Consider the following 17,225-nt stretch of genomic DNA (forward strand, 5'->3'; position numbering starts at 1 on the left):
GATCAACGGCGATCATCCCATCCGGGAGTTCCCTTTGAGAGCGGTTCCACATTCGGAATACTCGCCTCCGCCATGGCTTCGGGGCCGATGAACTCCTTGAACAGATCCTGGTGAACCTTTTCGGCGACCTGGGAGCAGGGGAAATCCGCGACGGCTGCGGCGATCTCCTTGCGATGGAATTCCTGATATCCCGAATCACTCTTCGCCCGGGCCTCCGGTTCGCCATGCGAGAGCTCTCTACCCGAGATCACCCGGCCGCTGATTCTCCTCATCACAGCCTGGCACTCCGCGCGCGCAGGTCGGCGATGAGGGAAATCCTGGAGGCGCATCCGTATCCGCCGGCCTGAGGAGTGCAGCTTTCTTGACGACGACCCGGACCTATCGGTGAAAGCGCGAGGCTAAGGCCTGCTCTGGGTCTGGGTCTGGGTCTGAGGATAGGCGGGGGCGGTCGGCCGGTTGGTGCTCGGCTTGGTCCAGACGCCGACGCCCAGCTTTCCGGTGGTGCCGAGGTCGAGATAGGCGGGGACGGTGACACGGGGGCGGCCCGGGAGGGGCGCGACATCGAGGTACTGGCCGCTGTCCTTGGTGCCCGAGGTGACGGTGTTGCGCCAGACCAGTTGGAACACGGCGGACTCCTGGGGCTGGAGCGTCACCGGGGCCGGGGCCGCGTCGAAGCCCTCGATGGTCGCGATGCCCGCCGAGCCGCGGCGGACGTTGACGTCGAGTGGCTCGCGTTCGGCGCCGAGGACGCGGACGTCGGGGCGGCCGTTCAGCTTGTAGGGGCGGGTGCCGCAGTTGGTCAGCCGGATCGCCATGACGCGCAGCCCCATCGCGGCGTTCGCCTCCTCGGCGGCCAGCAGGACGCCCTCCGGGGAACAGGTGGGTTCGGGGGTCGGCGTCGGTGTGGCGGTCGCGGCGGAGGTGGAGGTCGCGGTGCCGGTCGCCGTCGCGCCGGTGGGGCCGCCCGTGCCACGCCCCGGCGCGGGCGCTCCCCCGCCCGCGCCCGTCACCTGCGTGCTGCCGCAGCCTGCCAGCAGGGCGGCGCCGGCCAGCAGCAGGGCCGTGCGGGAGAGGGGCGGTATCCGACGGGTTCCGGTCCGGGGCGTCGCGTCCATGTGGCGATCATCGCACGGACGTTCGGCACCCCTGCCGGATCCCCGTCCACCCTCGGTACCACCCCTGCCACCGCCTCACGGCCCGATGCGGAGAGGGGCGAGCCGGGTGGCGACCAGGTTGGTGGCACCGCGATCGCGTTCGATGCGGCCATGGACGAGCAGCCCGGCGCGGTCGAGGGCGGTACGGCGCTGAGGCTCCCAGACCGGCCGGCTGCAGATCACATTGATCAGCCCGGTCTCGTCCTCCAAACTGAGGAACAGCACCCCGCCCGCCGTCGGCGGCCGCTGCCGGTGGGTCACCAGGCCGCCGACCACCACGGCGGTGCCTGGCGGCACGTCCGGCAGTTCGGCCGCACAGAGCGCGCCGCCGCGCTCCAGGTGGGCGCGGAGATGCTGAACGGGATGGCTGGTGGCGGAGGTGCCGGTGGCCCAGAGGTCGGCGATGGTCTCCTCCACCGGGGTCATCTCCGGCAGCGGCGGCGCCTCGGTGCCGGGCGTGGTGCCCGGGATCAGCGCCGCCGTGACCCCGGCGAACGCCCCCGCCGCCCAGAGCGCCTGGCGCCTGCTCAACCCGAAGCAGCCGAACGCCCCCGCCGTGGCGAGGGCCTCCAGCACCGGCGCGGCCAGACCCGTCCGACGGGCGAAGTCCTCCAGGTCCGCGTACGGCTGCCCGGCCGCGATCACCTCGGCCTGCGGAGCGCCGATACCCCGGACGGTCTCCAGGCCCAGCCGGATGGCCGGCTGCGGCTTGCCCGCGGTGAGCGGCGGCTTCGGAGTCGGCCCCCGGTACGGCTCCAGGGTCGGCCGCGGCCCGCTGGCGTTGACGTCCACCCCGCGCACCCGGACGCCGTGCCGCCGGGCGTCCGAGATCAGGCTGAGCGGCGCGTAGAAGCCCATCGGCTGGTTGGCCAGCAGCGCGCAGGTGAAGGCCGCCGGGTAGTGGTACTTGAGCCAGGCGCTCGCGTACACCAGGTAGGCGAAGCTGATCGCGTGACTCTCCGGGAAGCCGTAGTTGGAGAAGGCCTCGATCTTGGTGTAGACGTCCTCGGCGACCTCCTCCGGGATGCCGCGCTCGGCCATACCGCTCAGCAGCCGCTCCCGCAGGCGGGCGACGCGCTCGTGCGAGCGCTTGGACCCCATCGCCTGGCGCAGCCGGTCCGCCTCCGCGGGGGTGAACCCGGCGCAGTCGATGGCCAGTTGCATCATCTGCTCCTGGAACAGCGGCACCCCGAGGGTCTTGCCCAGCGCGTTCTCCATCAGCGGGTGCGGGCAGCCGGCCGGTTCGGTCCCGGCCCGGCGCCGCAGGTACGGGTGGACGGAGCCGCCCTGGATCGGGCCCGGGCGGATCAGCGCGACCTCGACCACCAGGTCGTAGAAGTGGTCCGGCTTCAGCCGGGGCAGGGTCGCCATCTGGGCGCGCGACTCCACCTGGAAGACGCCGACGGTGTCCGCCCGCCGCAGCATCGCGTACACGCCCGCGTCGTCGTCCGGGATGGTCGCCAGGTCGTAGCGCAGGCCGTGGTGTTCGGCGACCAGGTCGCAGGTGTCGTGCAGCGCGGCGAGCATGCCGAGGCCCAGCAGGTCGATCTTCACCAGCCCGGCACCGGCCGTGGAGTCCTTGTCCCACTGCAGCACCGACCGCCCCGGCATCCGGGCCCACTCGGTCGGACAGATCTCGCCGATCGGCTCCCTGGTGAGCACCATGCCGCCCGAGTGGATTCCCAAATGGCGCGGCAACCCGTGGAGTTGCCCGGCCAGCCCCAGAACGTCGGCCGGGATGACGGCGTCCGCGCCGGGTGGGGAGCGGAAGTCGCTCTGCCGGCTGAACGCGTCCACCTGCCCCTGCGGATAGCCGAGCACCCGGGCGGCGTCGCGCAGCGCCAGCCGGGGCCGGTAGGTGATCACATTGGCCACCTGGGCGGCGTGCTCGCGCCCGTAGCGGCGGTAGACGTACTGGATGACCTCCTCACGGCGGCGGTTCTCGATGTCCAGGTCGATGTCGGGCGGTCCGTCCCGGGCGGTGCTCAGAAAGCGCTCGAAGAGCAGCTTGTAGTGGACCGGGTCGACGGCGGTGATCCCCAGGGCGTAGCAGACCGCCGAGTTGGCCGCCGAACCCCGGCCCTGGCACCAGATGGACTCGCGGCGGCAGAAGTCCACGATGTCGTGGACGATCAGGAAGTACCCGGCCAGGTCCAGGTCCTCGATGACGTCCAGCTCCTTGGCGAGCTGCCGCCGGGCCGGCCCGTTCCCCGGCCCGAACCGGGCCGGACCGCCCTCGGCGACCAGCGTCCGCAGATGGCTGATCTCGGTGTGGCCGGGCGGGACGGGGAAGCCGGGCAGCTCGGGGTCGAGCCTGGTGAAGTCGAAGGCGCAGGACCGGGCCAGTTCGACGGTGGCCTGCCGCACCCCAGGGAAGCGGGCCAGCCGGGCGGCCATCTCCCGCCCCGAACGCAGATGCGCGGTGCCGGCCGCCTGCGTCCAGCCCGCCGCGTCCTGGAGCGTGCGGCGCCCGTGCAGCGCGGCGAGGCTCTGCGCCAGCCGCCCCTGGGCCGGGCCCGCGTGGTGGGCGTTGGTGGAGGCGACGACCGGGAGGCCGAGCCCGGCAGCCAGGGCTGCGAGGGCGTCGTTGCGCAGGTCGTCGCCGGGCAGCCACTGGTCGATCAGCTCGACGTACACGTTGCCGCGGCCGAACGCCTCGACGAGGGTGTGCAGTTGAAGCTCGGCGGCGGCGACGGGGGACCGTCCGGAGGGGCCGGGGGCCGCCAGGGCGGCGGGGACCCGGCCGAGGCGGCAGCCGGTGAGCACCGCCCAGTGCCCGTCGTGCGCGTCCGCCAGCGCCGCGAAGTCGTACGCCGGACGGCCCTTGGCTCCGCCCGCCAGCTGCGCGGCACCGATCGCCGCGGAGAGGCGGCGGTAGCCGGCCGGATCGCGGGCCAGGACGAGGAGGTGCTCGGCCTGGGCAGCTTTGTGACGGATCGTCAACTCGGCGCCGAACACCGTGCCGACGCCGGCCTCGTGGGCCGCCTCGGCGAACCGGACCGCGCCGTAGAGGCCGTCGTGGTCGGTCAGGGCCAGCACCTCGATCCCCAGCCGGGCCGCCTCGGCGACCAGCGCCTCGGGGTCGCTGGCGCCGCCGAGGAAGCTGAAGGCGGAGTGGACGTGCAGCTCGGCCCAGGGGACGGGGGGCTCTCCGGTGGGATCGGTGGGGTCGACGGGGTGGACCGGGTCGGCGGGCGGTCGGCGGAGGGGGACGACCTCGCCACCCGCCGGGCCCGGCCGGCCACCGGCCAGGCGTCGGTGCAGCTCGCTCCAGGGGAGCGTGGGGTGGCTGGTGAATCCCATCGGAAGTGCCTTCGTTCCTGCTGTTCGCCCCCCTGGGTTTGCCTCCTGTCGACCGGCCGCCGGACGTCAGTCGTAGCCGGCCTCCATGAACCACTCGCCACCCTCCACCGTCAGCAACAGGGCACGGCCGTCTGCGGACGCGACCTGGAAACGCGCCCGGCGGCGGGCGAGCGACTGGTCCCACCAGTACTCGACGGCCGGCCAGGGCCCGGTCCAGCCGTCCACCAGCAGCTCCCGCCCCCGCACCACGACGGTGGACGGCCGGGCCGACACCCCTGCCCGGCCGTCCACCGTCACCGGCCGGCCGTCGGCGTCCACCACCGCGACCGGCACCGGGGCCCGGTACACCACGGCCGGCCACACGTCCCGCAGCCGCCCCGGCCAGGGGGCATCGACCGGTGCCCCCGGCTCGTGGGGTTCACCCCACGGCACCCGGACCGCCTGCTCGCCCGGCCCCCGCCCGCCGGCCGGTTCGATCCGGCGCAGCCCGGCATGCCCGAGCACCGCCTGGACCCGGGCCACCGCGCGCTCCACCCGGTCGTCCACGACCGCCTGCCCCCAGAGCGCCAGTTGCCACCCCTGGTCGGGGGCCAGCCCGTCGGGGACGAGGCGCAGGGCGGTGAAGCCCGCGTCGTGTGCTCCCTCGGGCGCTCCGTCTCGCCCTTCGCCGGGCGCGTCGAACGCGCCCGTGCTCTGCCAGGCCTGGAGCTGCCAGCGAACGCGCTCGGCGAGCGCCGTCGCCGACAGCCGGCCCTCGTGCCGCCAGAGCCGCGAGGCCGTCCGCCCGTCGGCGCACACCACCTCGACGGCAACCCGCCCGCAGGTCAGCCCCGCCCCGGTGAGCCGTTCGTGCAGCCGCTCGGCGAGGGGGCGGGCGACGAACACCAGCGGTTCGGCCAGCGGTTCGGGCGGGTCGAAGCGCTGCTCGACGGAGAGGTCCGGCCCCTCCTCGCGTGGCACCGGCGGACGCGGCTGCAGCCCCCGGGCCAGCCGGTGGGCGGCCGTACCGGCCGGGCCGAAACGGTCCGCGACCGCCTCGGCGGGCAGCGCGGCGAACGCCCCGACGGTGGGCAGGCCCAGCCGGTCCAGCAGTTCCGCCGACACCTCGTCACCGAGCGCGGCCACCGGGTAGGGCGCGAGGAACTCCGCCGTCCGCCCGGCCGGCACCAGCACCCCGGCCCGGGCCGCCAGCACGGCGGCGAACAGGCCGTCGGCGACGCCGACCTGGGCGTGCGGAGCCTCGGCACGCGGACCGGAGGGGTGGTCCAGCCCGGCCGGATCCGCGTCGGCGGGGTGCGCGCCGTCGGCGGGGTGCCCGGGGTGCGCGGAGCCCGTCGCCCACTCCCCCGCCAGCGCGGCCGCCACCGCCGTACGGACCTTCGACGCCAGCGCCTCCTCACCGCCGAAGTACCGGCCCGGCCCCTTCACCGGGATCGCGCACAGACCCGGACGCAGCACCTCCACCCGGGGCGTGAACGCCTCCACCGCCGCGGCCACCGGCTCGAAGCGCCGGGTCTCCGCCTCCGGGTCGCGGTCCCGCAGTTCCAGCGCCGGGCAGAGCCGCTGGGCCAGTTTGAGCCGCTGCCCCTGCCGCACCCCGGCCGCCCGGGCCACCTCCGAGCAGGCCAGGATCCGCCCGCCGACGGTCACCGCCACCGGGCGCCCGTCGGTCCCCGCGCCCTCGACGGCCGCGACCGGCCAGTCCGGACACCAGACCACCAGCACCCTCGGCGTGCCGGGCGTACCGACCGTCCCGGTCATCGCGCCGTCCGCCATCTCACACCACCGCCATACGTTCGAGGCCGACCCCGGCCCCCGGCGTCACGTCCTCCCCCATCCCGTGCACCTCGTGCATCTCGTCCGGCCCATCCAGCCCATCCAGCCCAGACGTCCCGGTCACCGCCCGCACCTCTCCGCGCTCGTCCGGCAGCCAGAGCCTGGCGGCACGGCCGCGCACCGCCGAGCCACGCCCCTCGGCCACCACCTCCACCTGCCGCCCGGTGAGCTGCCCGTGCCCGTCCCCCAGCCCGAACCACCGCCCGGACCGCACCCCCACTCGCAGCACCGCGCCCGGCCACGGCCCGGCCACCAGCAGGACGCACCCGCTGCGCCGCAGCACGGCCGCCAGCCGGGCGGCCGCGCTGGGCGCCACCGGCCCGTCCGGGCGCAGCATGACCAGCTCGACCGCACCGGCCAGGACCGACACCACCTCGGCCCAGTGCGGCCCGGGGTCGTCCGCCACCAGCAGCCGCCGCAGATCCAGCCCGTACCCGGCGGCCGCGGCCAGCCCGAGATCCGGCAGCCCGACCGCGGCGACCCAGCCGCCCTCCGCCTCCCCCACCCCGGCCGCCAGCGCCAGCAGCAACCCAGCGTCCCCGCCCCCGACCGACACCGCCGTCCCCCGCCGCAGCCCGCCCTCCGGCAGCACCGCCCCCAGCGCGGGCGGCACCGGCAACAGCCCCCGGTCCCCGGCGACCACCCCGCCCCCACGCGACGCAGCCGTCGACACCACCGGCCGGAGCGGCTCCCGCTCGGCGATGGATTCGAAAGCAGATTCGAAAACGGGCACACCTCAGGATCGAACATTCGTTCGTAAAGATTCAAGTCCGATTCGTCCACCCGCCCGGTCACCCACCGTTGTCCCTCATCGAAGAAGGCGTTCCCCTCCGCCTGCGGCTTGGTCGAGGAAGGTTCCCGAGCCGCCGTCCACGGTCCCGCGCCGGCCGCCCGCAGCATGTGCCCGCGCTCTGCCGCCGACCTGCGCCATGCGCACTTCTACAAGACGCCGTCTCCATCCCGAGCACAGGCTTCTCTCCAGGAACGAAGCCGCCGGGTGTCGCGCGGTTTCGTTGGCACCGAAAGAGGGGCGGGAGAATGAAGATCAAGACGAGCCGACGGCTCACCACTGTCATCGGGGGGCTCGCGGTGGTCGTGGGGGCGGGGGTGGGCCTGGCTCCGGCGGCCAGCGCCTGGGACGGCAACACCCACATCAACCGGTGCGGCGTCTTCCGCACCGAGAACTGTGGTCACGGTGGTGTCGGCGACGGCAACAGGAGGGTGTTCGCCTATGACCAGCGTTCTGACGACGCCGGCTTCCGGACGAACTACCGGATGATCAACGGCGTCGTTGACTTCGTCAAGGACGCCGACGGCAACGGCGGCGGCTCCGGCCAGGTGTGGACACCCGAGCTCGTCTCCGCCTACCAGGTGTGCTCCGAGCAGCCCGGCGGCCCCGCCTGGTGGTTCTGCAGCGACTGGATCTCCGTCATCTAGCCTCGACACCAGTGGCCCGCGCCGTTCACCACCGGCCGGCCACCTGGCGTGACGCCCCGCCCGGGCCGGTGGCGAACACCGGCCCGGGCGGGCCCGGCGCCGTTACGCCCGCCCCGTGAGGAGGGAGACCCTGACCTGCTCGGGGTAGGCCGGACCGGGCGGGAGTGCGGCGCGCAGGCGGGCGGCGAAGGCCGGGCGGGCGGGCGGGGCGGGCAGGTCGGGGGCCGGGATCGCGGAGTAGAGGGAGCCGAGGAGCTGCTCGAAGGTCAGCTCCGCCGCGTAGTCGAGGGTGGTCTCGTGCACGTCGGCGAACCCGGCGGCGGTGAGGGCGCGGGCGTAGCGCTCCCGGTCGTCGGCGGCGGTGCCGCAGGAGGTCGCGAGGGAACCGCCGAAGTGGTCCTCCAGGGCGGTGCGCAGCGCGCGGGACCAGTCCGTCTCCTGGGCCCAGATCGGGGTCCCGTTGGCGATCACCGCGACGCCGCCGCCGGGGCGGGTGAGCGGGCGGATGGCGCGGAAGAGCTCCTCGTACCGCATCCAGTGGACGGCGTTGCCGATCACCGTCAGGCCCAGCCGCGCGGGCAGTACACCGTGGAGCGCGGGGACGTCGGTGTCCGAGCCGAGGACCCAGAGCGCGTTGCCGACCCCGCGCCGGGCGGCCTCCGCCCGGGCCTGGCGGAGCATGTCCGGCTCGGGGTCCATGCCGATCACCGTACGGACGCGGGTGGCGAGCGGGAGGGCGAGCTGCCCGGTGCCGCAGCCGAGGTCGAGGGCGAGGTCGCCGATGGCGGCGTCGGCGTCCAGGGTGAACGCCGTCTGCAGGGCGTCGAGGACCGCCGACGGGTAGCCGCGCCGGAACTCTGCGTAGTACTCGGCCACTTCACCGCTGAAGGCACCGGAGTCGCTGTCGGCGGTGGCGGATCCGGTGCTGCTTCCCTGGGCCTGTGCGCGCGTCGTCATGGTGCGCACTCTGCCACCCCGCCACCCCCGGCGGGGTGCTGATCGCTGTCGGCCGAATCCGCGAGCCGGGCCGCCCGGAGGGTGAGGTAGTGGCGTTCCGGGAGGCTGGCGGTGCGCCGGGCGGCGGTGCGGTAGTCGGCGACGGCGGCCTCGCGGTCGCCGGCCAGCTCGGACAGGTGGGCGCGGACCGCGTACAGGCGGTAGTGCTCCAGCAGGGCCGGGGCGGCGGCGAGGACGGCGAGTCCGGCGGCGGGGCCGTCCACCATCGCGGTTGCGACCGCCCGGTTGAGGGTGATCAGCGGATTGTCGGAGATTCGCTCCAGCACCCCGTACAGGGCGAGGATCTGCGGCCAGTCGGTCTCCCCGGCCGTCGGGGCCTCGTCGTGGACGGCCGCGATCGCCGCCTGCACCTGGTAGGGGCCGACCGGCCCGCGCGGCAGGGCGGCCGTGATCAGTGCGACGCCCTCGGCGATCGCGGCGGCGTCCCAGCGTCCGCGGTCCTGCTCGGCGAGCGGGACGAGTTCGCCGCCGGGGCCGGTGCGGGCCGGGCCGCGGGCGTCGCTGAGCAGCATCAGCGCCAGCAGGCCGGTGACCTCGCCGTCGTCCGGGAGCAGCGTGTGGACGGCCCGGGCCAGCCGGATCGCCTCCCGGGAGAGTTCGACGCGTCGCAGGTCGGGCCCGGCGCTGCTGGTGTAGCCCTCGTTGAAGATCAGGTAGAGCACGTGCAGCACCACGTCCAGGCGGGCCGGCCAGTCGTCGGCGTCCGGCATCCGGAACGGCACGCCGGACGCCTTGATCCGCTGCTTGGCCCGGCTGATCCGCTGCCCCATGGTCGCCTCCGGCACCATGAAGGCGCGGGCGATCTCCCCCGTGGTCAGCCCGCCCACCGAGCGGAGCGTGAGCGCGATCGCCGAGGCGGGCGAGAGGGCGGGGTGACAGCAGAGGAAGAGCAGGGTGAGGGTGTCGTCGTGAGCGGCCTCGCCCCCGGCGTCCGCCGCCGGCGCCGCCTGCCGGTCGGCCGGCACCTGCCCGGCCACCAGGTCCTCCCGGCGGCGGCGGGCCTGCTCATTGCGGACCTGCTCGGTCATCCGGCGGGTGGCGACCTGGATCAGCCAGCCGCGCGGGTTGCCCGGCAGGCCCTCCCCGGGCCACTGGACGGCGGCGTTCAGCAGGGCCTCCTGGACGGCGTCCTCGGCGGTGTCGAAGTCGCCGTAGCGGCGGGTGAGCACGCCGAGGACCTGCGGCGCGAGTTCGCGCAGCAGGTCCTCGACGGTACGGTCGCCGGTGCTCACAACTCGGTGGGCGGCGCCGACATCACCTGGCGCACCTCGATCGGCATGTTCAGCGGCCGCCCCCCGGGGCCGGGGGCGGCGGAGACGTCCGCGGCGATCTCGACCGCCCGCGCATCGCTCTCGCAGTCCACGATCCACCAGCCGGCCAGGAACTCCTTGGTCTCCGGGAACGGCCCCTCGGTGACCACCGGCGCGCCGCCGCTGTGCGAGCGCACGATCCGCGCGGTCTCCGGCATGGCCAGCCCCTGGGCGTCGGCCAGTTCCCCGGCCTCGGCGAGCTTCCGGTTGGTGTCCTGCATGAAGCGGATGTGCGCCTGGACGTCCTCGGGCTTCCACTCGTCGATCTTGGGGAAGTCGACGGTCTTCTCGCTGAACTGCATCAGCAGCATGTACTTCATGGCCCTGCTCCTCGTTCTCTCCGGTGCCGCGCCCCTCGTCCGTCCCGCCGGGGCACTCTCACGGGCAGGTAGAAGCACGGCCCGCGATTTCGACATCCCCGGCGAGGATTTCCGGAGAAAAGTTAGCGGGCCCCCGGGCGCCGGCCCGGCAGCGACGCCCGGACGGCACCGACGGGACCCGTCCCGCCGGCGTTGGCCCGTTCGCGTTGGCCCGTCCGCGTTGACCCGTTCCTGACCGGCCCCTATCGTCGGCCTGTGCAGCGATACGACTGGCTGAAGCGGATTCAGCGGATGGATCCCGAAACCGAGTTCACCGAGATCTACCGGATCAGCAGCTGGTACGAGTTCCCCTGGGACACCACCCAGTCGCTCAGCTTCGCCCTCTACCGCACCTACGCCGTGCCCGGCATCGGCCGGCTGCTGGCCGGGACCGGTGAGTTCACCCGGCGCGCGCAGAAGCGGTACGACGACACCACGCTGATCCTGGAGGCCGTCGTCGAGCACGGCTTCGCCTCGGAGCAGGGGCGGGAGGCGATCCGGCGGATGAACCAGATGCACAGGCGGTACGACATCACCAACGACGACTTCCTGTACGTGCTCGCCACCTTCGTCGTGGTGCCCAAGCGCTGGCTCGACGACTACGGCTGGCGCCCGTACTCGCCGCACGAGGTGCGGGCCACCACCAACTACTACCGGGAACTGGGCCGCCACATGGGGCTGAGCGGGATCCCGGGCACGTACGAGGAGTTCGAGCGGCTGCTGGACGGCTACGAGCGCGCCCACTTCGGCTACGACCAGGGCGGGCGGGACGTCTCCGACGCGACGCTCGGGCTGATGGCGTCCTGGTACCCGGCGCCGATGCGGCCGTCCATGCGGACCTCGTCGATCTGCCTGCTGGACGACCCCCTGCGGGAGGCGTTCGGATACGCGAAGCCGCCGGCGGCCCTCCAGCAGGCCGTCCGGGGCGGCATGCGCCTGCGCGGGCGCCTCGTCCGCCTGCTGCCACCGCGCCGCCGGCCCCGCCTGGCCCGGGACAACCGGCAGGTCAGGGGTTACCCCGGCGGCTACCGGATCAGCGAGCTGGGGACGTTCCCGGACGGCGCGGGCCCCGGGCGCGGCTGCCCGTTCCCGGCTGCGGGACCGGGCGCTGCGGGACCGGGCGCTGTGGGACCCGCCGCCCGTCAGGAGGGCTGAACCCGCGCGGCGCGCGTAGAGCGGAGAGCGGAAGTCCGCTCGGGTCCCCTGCGAAGACCACGGGATGGAACTTCAAGCTCGCTTGAGGTCACGTGCGGGTGACGCGGGAGAGACCACCGCCACCGGCGGGTCAGGGAGGCGGCGGCGGGTGCGGATCGGCGAGAGGTAGACCGGGAGGAAGGCCACCGCGAGGAGGACGCCGCCGACCCAGAGGGCGGGGTGGAGGCCGGCCAGTTCGCCGAGCAGACCCGCCAGGGCGGCTCCGACGGCCATGGCGCCGGTGAGCAGGAAGCGGAAGGTCGCGTTCATCCGGCCGAGCAGGGCGTCCGGGGTCATCCGCTGACGCAGGCTGACGCCGAGCACGTTGTCCATTCCGGTCTTGAAGAGGAGCAGCAGCCAGCCCGCCCCGGCCACGCAGAGCCAGGCGCCGCCGCCGATCAGCGGGACGAGCAGCCCGGCGGGCGCCACGCAGAGGCCGACGAGGCCGAGCGCCCGGCCGTAGCCGAGGCGGGCGGCGATCGGGCGGGCGCAGCGGGAGCCGAGCAGGATGCCGACCCCGCCCACCGCCCAGAACAGACCCAGGGCGCCTGCCGGGAGATGGAGTTCACGGACGAACAGCACCGGGAGCAGGGTGTTGACGATCTGGAAGCCGAGATTGGTGATGGCGGCGGAGACGGCGAGGGCCCGCAGTTCGGAGTTGCCGAGGACGTGCCGCAGCCCCTCGGCGATCTGCGCGCCGAGGCCGGTCCCGGCGCGGGCGGCCGCCGGGGGCGCGGGGGTTCGGCGCAGGGCGATCAGGCGCAGGGCCGAACCGAGGTGGCTCAGCGCCGTCGCGCCGATGGCGAACGGGGCGGTCAGGAGCTGGACGAGCGCGCCGCCCGCGCCGCGCCCGGCGATGTTGCCGACGGCCATCAGGCCGACCACGGCGGAGTTCGCCTGCACCAGGTGTGCGCGGCCGACGAGTTGCGGCAGCACGCTCTGCGAGGCGATGTCGAAGAAGACGGTCGCGCACCCGCTCAGCAGCGCGACCGCGTACAGCTGCCAGAGGGTGAGCGCGTCCGCCCACCAGGCGAGCGGGACGGAGGCGTAGAGCGCGGCCTTCACCAGGTCCGCCGCGATCAGCACGCGCCGGTGGCACATCCGGTCCACCCACGCGCCGGCGGGCAGGCCGATGAGGAGGAAGGCGAGGGTGCTCAGGGTGGCGATCGCCCCGACCTGCCCGGCGCTCGCGTCGAGCGCCGAGACGGCGATGAGGGGGACGGCGACGTAGCCGATGTTGGTGCCGAGCTGGGCGAGGGCGGTGGCGGTGAACAGGGTGCGGAAGTCGGCTATCCGCCAGGGTGATTCGGGACGCATGGTCGCTTCGTTCAGTCGGAGGGGCGGCTCGGGAACGGTGCGGGCGGTGCGGGCGGTGCGGGTGGAGCGGGTCGGGCTCGGGGTCGTACGCGAACAGAGGCGATCATGCCGTGTGCACACCGACCGTGGCCAGGGAGATCCGGGCCCGGGCGGCCGCCGTCGGCGCGACGCGGGCGCCGACCTTGGACTTCGGCGGCTTCATGACGGCTCCTGGCGGGGAGGGCTACGGTCGGTTCGGGTGGACTCGATCTCCGGCGACCGGGTCGGCACCCGTACAGCGGACGGCGAAGGCGGACAAGAGTCCGCCGGAATCCCTTGGCAGAGACGGAACAGCGGCGGCCGGGGGTGAGAGGAGAGAACGTGGAACCGGAGACGGGCGAGCTGTACCGGAGGTTCGCGACCCGCGAGGCCCGGGGGAACTCGGCGAGCTATCAGGAGCTCTCCGAACGGTGCGCCGAGGACGTCGAGTTGATGGGGCTGGTCAGCGCACTGCCGGCCCCGAAGCGGCAGCCGAACCTGCTCTTCGGGGCGGTCCGGTTCCTCGGCGGCCCGGTGGGCGACGGCTACCCGGCCTTCCGCGCCTGGGTGCTGGCCCGCTGGGAGGACGTCCGCGCGGCCATGCTGCGGCGCCGGACGCAGACCAACGAGCCCGGGCGCTGCGCGAGCCTGCTGCCGCTGCTGGCGGCCCTGCCGCAGCCGCTCGCGCTGATCGAGGTGGGCGCCTCGGCCGGGCTCTGCCTCTACCCGGACCGGTACCGCTACCGGTACGACGGACGGCCGGAGTTCGGGCCCGGCGACGGTCCGGCGACGCTGGAGTGCGCCACCAGCGGCCCGGTGCCGTTCCCGGCCCGGCCGCCCGAGGTGGTGTGGCGGGCCGGGGTCGACCTCAACCCGCTGGACGTCCGGGACGAGGAGGACGTCCGCTGGCTGGAGGCCCTGGTCTGGCCGGAGCAGACCGCCCGGCTGGAGCGGCTGCGCGGCGCCGTCCGGATCGCCCGGGCGGACCCGCCGGAGCTGGTGCGCGGCGACCTCAACGAGACGGTCCGGGAGCTGGTCGCCCGGGCGCCGGAGGGGGCCACACCGGTGGTGTTCCACAGCGCGGTGCTCAGCTATCTGCCCCCGGAGGCTCGGGAGGAGTTCGCGGCGACGATGCGCACGCTGCCCGGGCACTGGATCTCCAACGAGTCGCCGGTCATCCTGCCCGAGGTCCTCCGTCGGCTGCCCCGGCCGGCACCGGCCGACCTGGCGGTGTTCGCGCTCGCCCTGGACGAACAGCCGGTGGCGATCGCCGCACCGCACGGGCAGTGGCTGGACTGGTTCGGGGCGTAGCGCGCGGTCCCGGGGCCCGAGGTACGCGCGGCCGCTCCGTACTACGGGATTGGCCGGACCTGCCCACCTTGATTCCCCACCCGTAGGAGGCTGACCGGGACGTCAGGGGTCAGCCTCCGATGGCGGCCTGGAACTCCTTCGCCTGGGCAAGCGTCAGGATCTTCGAGACCCGTAGTGAGTCGGTGAATGTCACCTTCGAGGTGTATTGGCCGGGCCGTCCAAGCAGGTGGTTGGGGTCGTCCTCGGCGGTGACGGTCTTGCCGAGTTTCGCGGTGGGGACGGCCTTGGCGACCGCTGTGAATGCGGCGGCGGCTGCTGCTGGGGTCGCAGTGGTAGTAGCGGTACCCGGTGCGGCGGCTGCCGTGTCCTTGGCGAGGGTGGCGCCATTCGTGGCTGTGGGCGTGCTCGGGCCTTCCGATTTGTCGCTGCTGCTGGAGCATGCGGTGGCTGTGGCGATGAGGCCGGCGGTGAGCAGGGCGATGGTGGCGCGGCGCATGAATGTTCCAGAGCGTGTGGTGAGTGTGGTGAGGGGGACCGTATCGGCGGTGCGGGTGGTGTGGGCACGCCGTGACGGACCTGTGCAAAGAGGAAACGGGCAACGGTCAGCGAACGACAGGGCCCTCACCCGAGCGCCAGTCAGCGAGCCGCTTGCGGATGCTGGCCACCATCGGCAGCTCGTCCGTCTCGGCCGGGGTGACCCAGGCGACCTCGGTCGACTCGTCGGACACCTGGATCTCGCCACCGACCGGGCGCCCGAGAAGGCAGATGGAGAACTCCTGCCGGACCTCGCCGTCGTCGTAGGCGAAGACGTGGCCGGGGTTGGTGTAGGTGCCGACGATGCCGGTGATCTCGACGACGATACCGGTTTCCTCCAGCGTTTCCCGGATGCCGCAGTCCGCGAGGGATTCGCCCAGGTTCATCTTGCCGCCGGGCAAGGCCCACATGCCGTTGTCGGTGCGGCGCTGGAGGAGGACGCGGCCGTCGTCGTCAACGACTACGACGCTCGCGGCCGGCACCAGCGAGTTGGCCTTGGGAGCGTTGGGGTCGTCTTCGTAGTCACGCCTGGGCATCGGCCGTCACCTCTGCTGTCGGGATTGTCCATACGTCACGGCCGCGTGCCCACAGGTCTTCGACGTGGCCGGCGAAGCGGTCGAAGACGCCGTCATCCTGTGCCCGCCGCAGGTGCATCATCGGGGCATCGTGGCCGATCCTACCGGGCAGCAGCGGTGTGACGATCATGTCCTGGTCGAACCTGAAGACGGACAACGAGACGTGCCCGGTCTCGTACCGCGCCTCGACGGTGGTGTCTTTCAGCTTGGCCAGCTCGGACAGCGTCACCTCGATTCGGGTGGACAAGGTCAGCGGCACGTCCTCCGCCAGCTCGCGCTGCCGGGTGACCGGGCTGGCGGGGTCGCCGAGGACGAATCGCACGCGGCATCCCCGCGCCGTCTTATTCCGTAGGAGGTCGCCGAAGTTCGACTGCTCCAGCCATAGGAAGTAGTTGGTGTAGCCCGCGAAGGTCAGCTCGTGGTCGGCCTGGTGGATGAGCTGCCGCCACAGGGACGTCGGCGCGGCCGACCGGTACGGGTACATCTGCACCAGCTCGCGGTCCGGGCCCGACTTCACCAGCTGCTGTACGGATGGCCAGAGCACGGTCTCCTCCTCGTCGAGGGCCCTGCTCACCGCCGCGCGGTGCCGGGCATGGGGTACGCGCGCAGGGCTGGCAACCCAGCGGCTGACCGTCTTCGGGTCGACGCCGACCGTGCGAGCGAGCTGTGACTCGGTGATATTCGCACGCACCATCGCCTCGCGCAGGGGCTCGTTCACGTGTGCGCCTCTCTGACCCGTTCTGACCTCCAGGGACGAGTCAAGGTGTACCAATGAAGCGTCCCAAACGTCCGCCGAACGCGGTATGACGTCCCGCCGGATCGGTCGACGATTCAGCTGTGACAGACGCGCCTGCACAGTCGCTGCCCACCCGCGCCCAGCTCCAGGGCCTGGCCTGCATCTGCTGCGGGCGTACTGGCGGCAGCCTGATACCGGCTGGTCACGTCTACACCCCCACTGGCACCGGCAAAGCCCCTCTCGGCTGGGCCGTAGTCGCCTGCCCCACATGCCCCACATGTCCTACCGCCCCCGAGGAGACGCAGTGACCACGCAGCACGTGGTTGACCCGGATCCAGTTGAGCAGGTGTGCGGCCTCTGCCTGGACTGCCGCAACTACGGCTTCGGGAACTACGCCGGGAGATGCACCGGAATCGTTGACTGGATCACCAATCACGTCGGGTGCGTACGCCCAGCCAGGCCTCAGGTGAGCACTGGCGGCGGCGTGCCTGCGGAGGCCCCGGTCGAGCTGGGTATCTGTCCGAACTGTGGCGCCCGGGTGTACGGGCGGTTCATCGAGGACCTGACCGCCTACACGTCCAGCGTCGAACACGATGGCTGCCCGATTCCGGAGCCCGACGATGTCTGAGTTTGAGACTCCTGGCCGGCCGCGCTGCGGAGCCGGAGCTGGCCGCGACCGTCGAGCGGGTCACCGCGACCATGAGCGAGGCCGAGATCGAGGCCGGGCAGCGCGAGCGCACCGCGCTGATGGTCCGGCTGGCCGAGCTGATGGCCGCCGGCGTGCCCGCTGACGCCGAGGCCGTCCAGGCCGAGGCCGACGGGCAGTACCGGGCGCTGGCCGCGCTCCGGCCGGTCTCCGCCGAGGAGTACCGCGCGATCGGGCGCTCCTGCGTGGAGAACGAGCAGTGGCGCGCGGCGTACGAGGCGGTCGCCCCGGGTCTGGCCGCGTACCAGCGGGACGCCATCGAGGCGTACGCCGCCGCCCGGCTGGGCTGAGCCGCACCGGGCCGGGGGGGGGGGGGGGGGGGGGGGGGGGCCCCGCGGCGGCCCCCCCCCCCCCCCCCCCCCGCGGGGCCCCCCCCCCCCCCCCCCGGCGCGGCCGCCCGCGGGGCCGGGGGGCCGGA

At 73.6% G+C, this 17,225-nt stretch carries 16 protein-coding genes and 1 pseudogene; 5 read left to right on the forward strand and 12 right to left on the reverse strand.

Features of this window, described 5'->3' with window-relative positions; translation table 11 throughout:
• Positions 1 to 2: 2 nt before the first annotated feature.
• From ACIO5D_RS29575 to ACIO5D_RS29595, 5 genes are all read right to left on the reverse strand, one after another.
• Complete coding sequence (locus ACIO5D_RS29575) at positions 3 to 272, reverse strand: hypothetical protein (protein WP_400656389.1); 270 nt, start codon at positions 270 to 272, stop codon at positions 3 to 5.
• A gap of 126 nt (positions 273 to 398) precedes the next feature.
• Complete coding sequence (locus tag ACIO5D_RS29580; RefSeq protein ID WP_400798932.1) at positions 399 to 1,115, reverse strand: DUF4232 domain-containing protein; 717 nt, start codon at positions 1,113 to 1,115, stop codon at positions 399 to 401.
• A gap of 75 nt (positions 1,116 to 1,190) precedes the next feature.
• Entirely contained in the window at positions 1,191 to 4,457 is a 3,267-nt protein-coding gene (locus tag ACIO5D_RS29585) for an error-prone DNA polymerase (RefSeq protein ID WP_400798935.1), read from the reverse strand.
• Positions 4,458 to 4,523: 66 nt separating this feature from the next.
• Positions 4,524 to 6,233: a DNA polymerase Y family protein gene (locus ACIO5D_RS29590; protein WP_400798937.1), complete on the reverse strand. Its 1,710-nt coding sequence runs from the start codon at positions 6,231 to 6,233 to the stop codon at positions 4,524 to 4,526.
• A gap of 1 nt (position 6,234) precedes the next feature.
• On the reverse strand, positions 6,235 to 7,026 hold the full coding sequence (locus ACIO5D_RS29595) for a hypothetical protein (RefSeq protein ID WP_400798940.1): 792 nt from the start codon (positions 7,024 to 7,026) through the stop codon (positions 6,235 to 6,237).
• 305 nt (positions 7,027 to 7,331) lie between these two features.
• Here ACIO5D_RS29595 and ACIO5D_RS29600 point away from each other — a divergent pair, with 305 nt between their 5' ends.
• Positions 7,332 to 7,730 carry a hypothetical protein gene (locus ACIO5D_RS29600; protein WP_400798942.1) on the forward strand — a complete coding sequence of 133 codons (399 nt, stop codon included), beginning with the start codon at positions 7,332 to 7,334 and terminating at the stop codon, positions 7,728 to 7,730.
• A gap of 102 nt (positions 7,731 to 7,832) precedes the next feature.
• Here the strand turns inward: ACIO5D_RS29600 and ACIO5D_RS29605 are convergent, their stop codons facing one another.
• The 3 genes from ACIO5D_RS29605 to ACIO5D_RS29615 are packed head-to-tail and all read right to left on the reverse strand — an operon-like array spanning position 7,833 to position 10,377.
• Positions 7,833 to 8,687 (reverse strand): class I SAM-dependent methyltransferase, encoded by an 855-nt coding sequence (locus ACIO5D_RS29605; RefSeq protein WP_400656402.1) that lies wholly within the window; start codon positions 8,685 to 8,687, stop codon positions 7,833 to 7,835.
• On the reverse strand, positions 8,684 to 9,979 hold the full coding sequence (locus ACIO5D_RS29610) for an RNA polymerase sigma factor (protein ID WP_400656404.1): 1,296 nt from the start codon (positions 9,977 to 9,979) through the stop codon (positions 8,684 to 8,686). The genes ACIO5D_RS29605 and ACIO5D_RS29610 overlap by 4 nt, the downstream gene beginning before the upstream one ends.
• Positions 9,976 to 10,377 carry a YciI family protein gene (locus ACIO5D_RS29615; RefSeq protein ID WP_363613881.1) on the reverse strand — a complete coding sequence of 134 codons (402 nt, stop codon included), beginning with the start codon at positions 10,375 to 10,377 and terminating at the stop codon, positions 9,976 to 9,978. The genes ACIO5D_RS29610 and ACIO5D_RS29615 overlap by 4 nt, the downstream gene beginning before the upstream one ends.
• A gap of 255 nt (positions 10,378 to 10,632) precedes the next feature.
• Here ACIO5D_RS29615 and ACIO5D_RS29620 point away from each other — a divergent pair, with 255 nt between their 5' ends.
• Entirely contained in the window at positions 10,633 to 11,571 is a 939-nt protein-coding gene (locus ACIO5D_RS29620) for an oxygenase MpaB family protein (protein ID WP_400798945.1), read from the forward strand.
• A gap of 72 nt (positions 11,572 to 11,643) precedes the next feature.
• On the opposite strand, the gene ACIO5D_RS29625 is transcribed toward ACIO5D_RS29620, so the two are convergent.
• The gene (locus tag ACIO5D_RS29625) at positions 11,644 to 12,927 is read right to left on the reverse strand and encodes an MFS transporter (protein ID WP_400798948.1); all 1,284 of its coding nucleotides are present in this window, start codon (positions 12,925 to 12,927) and stop codon (positions 11,644 to 11,646) included.
• 360 nt (positions 12,928 to 13,287) lie between these two features.
• Here ACIO5D_RS29625 and ACIO5D_RS29630 point away from each other — a divergent pair, with 360 nt between their 5' ends.
• On the forward strand, positions 13,288 to 14,256 hold the full coding sequence (locus ACIO5D_RS29630) for a DUF2332 domain-containing protein (protein WP_363613875.1): 969 nt from the start codon (positions 13,288 to 13,290) through the stop codon (positions 14,254 to 14,256).
• Positions 14,257 to 14,365: 109 nt separating this feature from the next.
• Here ACIO5D_RS29630 and ACIO5D_RS29635 read toward each other — a convergent pair whose 3' ends face one another.
• The 3 genes from ACIO5D_RS29635 to ACIO5D_RS29645 form a co-directional block, all read right to left on the reverse strand.
• Positions 14,366 to 14,752 (reverse strand): hypothetical protein, encoded by a 387-nt coding sequence (locus ACIO5D_RS29635; RefSeq protein WP_400798950.1) that lies wholly within the window; start codon positions 14,750 to 14,752, stop codon positions 14,366 to 14,368.
• 106 nt (positions 14,753 to 14,858) lie between these two features.
• The gene (locus ACIO5D_RS29640) at positions 14,859 to 15,326 is read right to left on the reverse strand and encodes an NUDIX domain-containing protein (RefSeq protein ID WP_363613871.1); all 468 of its coding nucleotides are present in this window, start codon (positions 15,324 to 15,326) and stop codon (positions 14,859 to 14,861) included.
• The gene (locus ACIO5D_RS29645; RefSeq protein WP_400798952.1) at positions 15,313 to 16,083 is read right to left on the reverse strand and encodes an XRE family transcriptional regulator; all 771 of its coding nucleotides are present in this window, start codon (positions 16,081 to 16,083) and stop codon (positions 15,313 to 15,315) included. Before ACIO5D_RS29645 ends, ACIO5D_RS29640 begins: the two co-directional genes overlap by 14 nt.
• 322 nt (positions 16,084 to 16,405) lie before the next feature.
• On the opposite strand from ACIO5D_RS29645, the gene ACIO5D_RS29650 reads away from it, so the two are divergent.
• Both ACIO5D_RS29650 and ACIO5D_RS29655 read left to right on the forward strand, forming a co-directional pair.
• Complete coding sequence (locus tag ACIO5D_RS29650) at positions 16,406 to 16,729, forward strand: hypothetical protein (protein WP_363613867.1); 324 nt, start codon at positions 16,406 to 16,408, stop codon at positions 16,727 to 16,729.
• A gap of 56 nt (positions 16,730 to 16,785) precedes the next feature.
• A pseudogene (locus ACIO5D_RS29655) lies at positions 16,786 to 17,097 on the forward strand (TipAS antibiotic-recognition domain-containing protein); the annotation flags it as partial.
• Positions 17,098 to 17,225 lie beyond the last annotated feature (128 nt).

The sequence above is a fragment of the Kitasatospora sp. NPDC087315 genome, assembly GCF_044744345.1.
Lineage (GTDB): Bacteria > Actinomycetota > Actinomycetes > Streptomycetales > Streptomycetaceae > Kitasatospora.

Bases quoted from the DNA above. Each gene is read 5' to 3' on its own strand.
- ACIO5D_RS29575 (WP_400656389.1), bottom strand. From the start codon at position 272: ATGAGGAGAATCAGCGGCCGGGTGATCTCGGGTAGAGAGCTCTCGCAT.
- ACIO5D_RS29580 (WP_400798932.1), bottom strand. From the start codon at position 1,115: ATGGACGCGACGCCCCGGACCGGAACCCGTCGGATACCGCCCCTCTCC.
- ACIO5D_RS29585 (WP_400798935.1), bottom strand. From the start codon at position 4,457: ATGGGATTCACCAGCCACCCCACGCTCCCCTGGAGCGAGCTGCACCGA.
- ACIO5D_RS29590 (WP_400798937.1), bottom strand. From the start codon at position 6,233: ATGGCGGACGGCGCGATGACCGGGACGGTCGGTACGCCCGGCACGCCG.
- ACIO5D_RS29600 (WP_400798942.1), top strand. From the start codon at position 7,332: ATGAAGATCAAGACGAGCCGACGGCTCACCACTGTCATCGGGGGGCTC.
- ACIO5D_RS29605 (WP_400656402.1), bottom strand. From the start codon at position 8,687: ATGACGACGCGCGCACAGGCCCAGGGAAGCAGCACCGGATCCGCCACC.
- ACIO5D_RS29615 (WP_363613881.1), bottom strand. From the start codon at position 10,377: ATGAAGTACATGCTGCTGATGCAGTTCAGCGAGAAGACCGTCGACTTC.
- ACIO5D_RS29625 (WP_400798948.1), bottom strand. From the start codon at position 12,927: ATGCGTCCCGAATCACCCTGGCGGATAGCCGACTTCCGCACCCTGTTC.
- ACIO5D_RS29635 (WP_400798950.1), bottom strand. From the start codon at position 14,752: ATGCGCCGCGCCACCATCGCCCTGCTCACCGCCGGCCTCATCGCCACA.
- ACIO5D_RS29640 (WP_363613871.1), bottom strand. From the start codon at position 15,326: ATGCCCAGGCGTGACTACGAAGACGACCCCAACGCTCCCAAGGCCAAC.